The organism is Brevundimonas sp. (assembly GCF_031082345.1).
GTDB lineage: Bacteria > Pseudomonadota > Alphaproteobacteria > Caulobacterales > Caulobacteraceae > Brevundimonas.
Map to the genome: position 1 here is coordinate 33606 of NZ_JAVHLH010000001.1, position 5397 is coordinate 39002.

Consider the following 5397-nt stretch of genomic DNA (forward strand, 5'->3'; position numbering starts at 1 on the left):
CGCCGCCGGCGATCTGGCGCTGGCCGAGCGCGAGGCCGGGCTGAAGATCTGGTCCAAGCCGGGCGGCTCGCCCGTCACCTCGGCCGACATGGCTGTTGACCGGCTGCTCCGCGAGACCCTGCTCGGCGCCCGTCCCGACCATGGCTGGCTGTCCGAGGAGACCGCCGACACTCCCGACCGCCTGGCCGCGCGCCGCATCTTCGTGGTCGATCCGATCGACGGCACCGTCGCCTATATGAAGGGCAAGCCGTGGTGGTGCATTCCCATCGCCGTGGTCGAGGACGGCCGCCCGATCGCCGCCGTGATCCACGCCCCCGCCCTGGGCGAGACCTTCACCGCCGTGCTTGGCGGCGGGGCCTTCCTGAACGGCCGGCCGATCACCGCCTCCGACACCGCCGACCTCGACGACGCCTCGGTGCTCGCCGACGCCCGGCTGATGGAAGGCCCGCACTGGCCCGAGCCGTGGCCGGCCATGCGCTACGAGAAGCGCAACGCCATCGCCTACCGCATGGCCCTGGTCGCCGCCGGGGCCTTCGACGCCGCCATCGCCCTGACCCCCAAATGCGACTGGGACGTCTGCGCCGGGGCCCTGATCGTCGATGAGGCGGGCGGCAAGGTCAGCGACCACCACGGCGGCGCCTGGCGCTTCAACCAGCCCGACCCGCGCCAGAGCAGCCTGGTCTGCAGCGCCGCCGCCCTTCACCCGTTGATCGTGCGGCGCACAGCGCCTATTCCCCTCGCGCCCCGCTAGTTCCCCTTCTGACCGGACGCCGCCCCATGACCAAGCCCGCCGACACCGACCCCCAGCTGCTCCACCTCGTCATCGGCGGAGAGCTGCGCCACCTCGACGCCCCGGTGTTCCGCGATCTGTCGAAGGTCGAGTTCGTCGGCGCCTTCCCCAACTACGAGGAGGCCCGCAAGGCCTGGAAGGCCCGCGCCCAGGCGACGGTGGACAACGCCCACATGCGCTTCTTCATCCTGCACGCGCACCGGATGATCGATCCGCGCGGGGATGCGCACGAGCACTGACGGGAACTCTCGCCCCGCGTGACGCGCTTTCAGTTCATACTGTCACGTCTGACCGGGAGAGACCCATGCTGACCCCCGCCCTGATCATTCTGGCCCTTCTGGTGCTGGGCGCCGGCATCGTCGTCTGGGCCACGCGCCGCAAGCCTGATCAGCCCGCCGCCGGACCGCCGGAAACCGACACCGCCTGGAACGATCCCGTCACCCCCGGCGAGTTTCCGACCCCGCGCGAGACCTTCACCCACGAGGACGCGCCGTCGGCGCCGCCTCCGCAGGAACCCCGACCTTGACCCTGTTCGGCCGCACCCTCGGCGGCGAGGAAATCGCCAGCCTGATCTTCCTGTCGATGGCGCTCGTCATCTGGCTGATGGCCTGGCGCGGCGAGCGCAACTGGACGCACTGGTTCCGGGGCTGGGAGGCCGACCGCAAGGCCCGGCGCGAGGCCGAGCTGGCCGCGGAGCAGGGCGGCGACCGCCCGCCCCCCTCGTCCGGGGCGCCGCGCGGCCCGTGGGGCTGAATCCCTATTCGCGCCTGAGCAGCTTCTCGGTCAGCAGCGTCCCCCACCACTGGGCCTTGAACTCGGCCCGGACCGCCTTCGGGTCGTAGGCGTCGCTGTCGATCCAGTCGATGAAGCTGATCCCCGCCGGCTCGGCCTCCTTCAGGTATTTCTCCAGCGTGTAGTCCAGCACCCCGGTCAGGCCCTCGCGGTGGTGCAGGTATTTCTTGTCCAGCTGCCGCATCGCCTCCGAGATCGGCTCGCCGAGATGGAAATGCCGGTACAGCACCGCCATCATCCCGGCCCGGTCCGCCCCCGACTTGCAGTGGATCAGCACCGGATAGTCGATGGTCCGGAACAGCTCGCGCGCCCGGTGGATGCGGTCCTTCTGCGGCGGATCGCGGCTGTCCAACGGCGCGTCGATCAGCGTCAGCCCCAGTGTCTCGCAGGCGTCCTTCTCCAGCGCATAATAGGCCTCGTCCCGCGCCCCGCGCAGGTTGATGACGGTCTTGATGCCCTGCGCCTTCCAGTAGGCCAGCTGCCGCGGCGACGGCTGGTTGGTCCGCACCAGATCCGGCCCCAGCCAGTGGGCGTTCATGAACCACCGCCTCAGGAAGGCGTGATCCTTCCAGACGTAGTCCCACTTGGCGCGGAAGCGGCCGCCGGGGGTGCTGAGGTCGTAGCGGGGCATGGGAGGGGAGATAGCCGGTCAATGCGGGGAGGTCACGGGGACAACCCGCTTCGGACGAAGACCGATCACCCCGGCACGGCGCCCGCGCCGCCACGGACAAATGCCATGACGTCAAGCGTTGCCTTCCATGGCCGCCCTCTCAAGGTTCCGTATAGGTAGATTGTTGGGTTCATGAACATGGGCCAAAGCCCCGCCTGCCGAACATCTCCGCCGTCCAGGCGATCAACATCGTAGTTGATCCGATCTGCGTGCAAAATCTTGTTGCATGCCTCTCTCAGCGAAAGTGGCTGAGTCTCAGCCCTTCCGACTTCTGGGACGAGTTCCCCGCACGCGTCGAACCTCTCAAGCACCCCACCATCACGGTCGTCGATCACTCGGAGCGACACTGCTGTATTGAGCAGTATCCGGGTGACCTCGTACTCAGAGAACTCGGAGTCGAGGCCGATGAGTGGCTGATCCCACCCGTCTCTATAAAGCTCATGTTGCGTGAACTCGGTGAATGGGCGTTCCGATAGGTAGATGCGGAGCAGCTGCCAAAGATCCCGACGGACCGTCGCGCCGTCGAAAATGTGGCCTTCGCGAAAATGCGCCGCCCTCTCAAGCTCCGCCAAAAGCACCTCCTCGGTGGCCTTAGTCCAACCACTCAAACGTCGTTTGCCATGAGCCGCCCTGTCCGTGGGGCCCAACCCACCCCTTGTGAAGCAGCCGCTTGAGCTTACGGCCATACCCCCGAACCGTTCTCCGATAGCCGCTCCAAAGGCGGTCCGTCATATGGGCTTGGGGTTCAATCTGACTGGCATCCCGACCACATGGGTATCGCATCCAACTCTCGTTGCCTTCTTCAAAGGCAGCGAGAACCCATTCGTCGCGATCTCGACAAGGTATCTCTGAAGAGAGTTTGCTGAGAGCGACGAGCTTATGGGTCTTCAAATCTCGGCCAAGAGTCCCGCCAGCGACGTAGCCTGGGTGTTCGAAAACTAGGAAGGCCTTGATCGCGTTTTCCAGAGCGAACGCGGCGAGTAGAAAGATGGCGCGGTGAGTTTCATCCCAAGTGACGGGTGCCTGTCCCGGCACGCGAAGCGTGAGCATGCCACGACCTCTCGATTCATAAAGGGTCACGGCCTGCTGGTGCAGGTTATCGGCTGTCAGTAGCCACTGGTGAGGGTCAGCCGCGCGGACAAACTCTTGGCACTGGGACTCTGAGAAAGGCACCTTGGGTGTTGGCAATCGCACCCCTCCGATCAGAAAATCAGAATCTGGCGGTGAGAGCTCAAGGTCAAGAACCACCGGTGGGCCAGTCGCCGGGGCACTAGGGCAACCGACCCGCTGGCTCGTGGGGGAGACCCGTCACGGCCGAGCGGCGCGGATGACCTTCTTGACCTGCTTGCACCGGGAGCACGTCGCCACCTCCTGCGTGAAGTCCGTCGTGGTGGCGAGCGCTCCAGTCACCTGCGCAGGATGGGCGGTATCGTTGGATAGGCCGACACCGGCAGCGAGACACTTGTTGCAGATCGCTGCCGGCCGCATCGCCGTGATGTAGTCGTTGATCTTCTGTGGGACCGACATGGAGCTCTCCTCTTTCGAAGAAGCGTAGCAGTGGGCAAACGGCCCATGCCAGTCCCTTCAAAGGCGCATCCGGGGAACTCCGTTGATCCCCCCAGTGCTGAAAGCGCCCAAGCGCCTTATCAACGTCTCCAATACTGCTACGACACCACCGAACTACCTCCCCGCTTGACTTCCCCCCCATCCCGTCCGACCTCGGACCGATGACGACGCCCGCGCCCGCCGCTGACGAGAAAGAGCCGCTCCGCCCGCTGCTGGCCCGCATCTGGCGCGACTACCTCTCGCACCACCGGACGCCGCTGTTCGCCTCGATCGCCTGCGCCGCCGTCGTCGGCGTCATGGCCGCCACCGTGCTGCAGCTGCTCGAGCCGGCCATCAACGGCCTGTTCCTCGGCGAGGCGGTGACCATCTGGTACGTCTTCACCGTGCCGCCCGGTCAGGCCCTGACGGCCATCCCCCTGATCATCATCGGCGCCGGCCTGATCTGGACCGCCGCCGCCCTCGGCCAGGCCGCCCTCGTCAACCGGCTCGGCCACGGCATCGTCGGCGACATCCAGATCAAGCTGTTCGGCTCAATGATTCGCGCCGACCTCGCCCGGCTGCGCGCCCAGCACTCCGGCGGCTTCGTCTCCTCGGTGCTGTTTGACGCCAATCTGGTCCGCGAGGCTTTCACCCAGGGGGTGGTCAACTACACCCAGCACGCCCTGACCCTGGTCGCGGTGCTGGCCTACATGGCCTGGATCGACTGGCGGCTGACCCTGATCGTGCTGCTCGGCGCGCCGCTGATCGCCTTCGTCATCCGTCGCTTCGGCAAGCGGATGCGCAAGGCCACCACCGGGGCCATGGTCGAGACCTCCAACCTCTCCACCGCCCTGATGGAGAACCTCGACGGCGTCCGCCTGATCAAGATCGAGAACCGCGAGGCGGCCGAGGAGGCCCGCGTCGGCGAGGTCGTCGGCCGCCGCCAGCGCCACGTCATCAAGTCCGCCGACAGCCGCGCCTTCGCCGGGCCGCTGAGCAATCTGGTGGCCATGTTCGTGGTCGCCGCCGTCATGGCCTACGCCGGCTGGCGCGCCCGCGAAGGGGCCATGAGCGTGGGCGCCTTCGCCGCCTACATCGGCCTGCTGATGGCCGCCGGCCAGTCGCTGCGCCAGGTCACCAACCTGCAGACGGTGATGGCCGAGGGCCTGACCGCCGCCCGCCGCCTGTTCGGCGCCCTCGACATCCAGCCCGAGATCCGCGAGGCCCCCGACGCCGCGGCCCTGCCCCACGGCCCGGTCACCGTCGCCCTCGACCACGTCAGCTTCGCCTACGCCCCGGCCGCCCAGGGCGGCGCCCCGACCCTGTCCGACGTCTCTCTGACCATCGCGCCCGGCGAGACCGTCGCCCTCGTCGGCCCCTCGGGCGGCGGCAAGTCGACCATCCTCAGCCTGCTGCCGCGCTTCTATGACGTCACCGCCGGCGCCGTGACCCTCAACGGCCGCGACATCCGCGAGCTGAAGCTGCACGACCTGCGCGCGCGCATCGCCCTGGTGACCCAGGAGCCCTTCCTGTTCGACGACACCCTCGCCGCCAACATCGCCTACGGCCGGCCGGGCGCGACCCAGGCCGAGATCGAGGC

The 5397-nt window shown here is 67.5% G+C and carries 8 protein-coding genes; 5 read left to right on the plus strand and 3 right to left on the minus strand.

The features are described from left to right. The 4 genes from RDU12_RS00205 to RDU12_RS00220 form a co-directional block, all read left to right on the plus strand. Positions 1–751 (plus strand): 3'(2'),5'-bisphosphate nucleotidase CysQ (locus RDU12_RS00205; protein ID WP_308683939.1); only part of this gene is annotated, 751 nt, incomplete at its 5' end. A gap of 26 nt (positions 752–777) precedes the next feature. After that, entirely contained in the window at positions 778–1029 is a 252-nt protein-coding gene (locus tag RDU12_RS00210; protein ID WP_300293472.1) for a DUF4170 domain-containing protein, read from the plus strand. Between the two features lie 65 nt (positions 1030–1094). Next, on the plus strand, positions 1095–1316 hold the full coding sequence (locus RDU12_RS00215) for a hypothetical protein (RefSeq protein WP_300293473.1): 222 nt from the start codon (positions 1095–1097) through the stop codon (positions 1314–1316). Next, a complete protein-coding gene (locus tag RDU12_RS00220) occupies positions 1313–1543 on the plus strand; it encodes a hypothetical protein (RefSeq protein WP_308683940.1) in 231 nt (76 codons plus the stop codon). The genes RDU12_RS00215 and RDU12_RS00220 overlap by 4 nt, the downstream gene beginning before the upstream one ends. 4 nt (positions 1544–1547) lie before the next feature. Here the strand turns inward: RDU12_RS00220 and RDU12_RS00225 are convergent, their stop codons facing one another. From RDU12_RS00225 to RDU12_RS00235, 3 genes are all read right to left on the minus strand, one after another. Further along, complete coding sequence (locus RDU12_RS00225) at positions 1548–2213, minus strand: tyrosine-protein phosphatase (protein WP_300292089.1); 666 nt, start codon at positions 2211–2213, stop codon at positions 1548–1550. Positions 2214–2278: 65 nt separating this feature from the next. Further along, a complete protein-coding gene (locus tag RDU12_RS00230; RefSeq protein ID WP_300292087.1) occupies positions 2279–2824 on the minus strand; it encodes a hypothetical protein in 546 nt (181 codons plus the stop codon). 736 nt (positions 2825–3560) lie between these two features. Beyond that, entirely contained in the window at positions 3561–3779 is a 219-nt protein-coding gene (locus tag RDU12_RS00235) for a hypothetical protein (RefSeq protein ID WP_300292085.1), read from the minus strand. Between the two features lie 200 nt (positions 3780–3979). On the opposite strand from RDU12_RS00235, the gene RDU12_RS00240 reads away from it, so the two are divergent. After that, on the plus strand, positions 3980–5397 hold a 1418-nt coding region (locus RDU12_RS00240; RefSeq protein WP_308683941.1), incomplete at its 3' end, for an ABC transporter ATP-binding protein.

Excerpts from the sequence above, each read along its gene's own strand:
- RDU12_RS00210 (WP_300293472.1), top strand. The coding sequence starts at position 778 with ATGACCAAGCCCGCCGACACCGACCCCCAGCTGCTCCACCTCGTCATC.
- RDU12_RS00215 (WP_300293473.1), top strand. The coding sequence starts at position 1,095 with ATGCTGACCCCCGCCCTGATCATTCTGGCCCTTCTGGTGCTGGGCGCC.
- RDU12_RS00225 (WP_300292089.1), bottom strand. The coding sequence starts at position 2,213 with ATGCCCCGCTACGACCTCAGCACCCCCGGCGGCCGCTTCCGCGCCAAG.
- RDU12_RS00235 (WP_300292085.1), bottom strand. The coding sequence starts at position 3,779 with ATGTCGGTCCCACAGAAGATCAACGACTACATCACGGCGATGCGGCCG.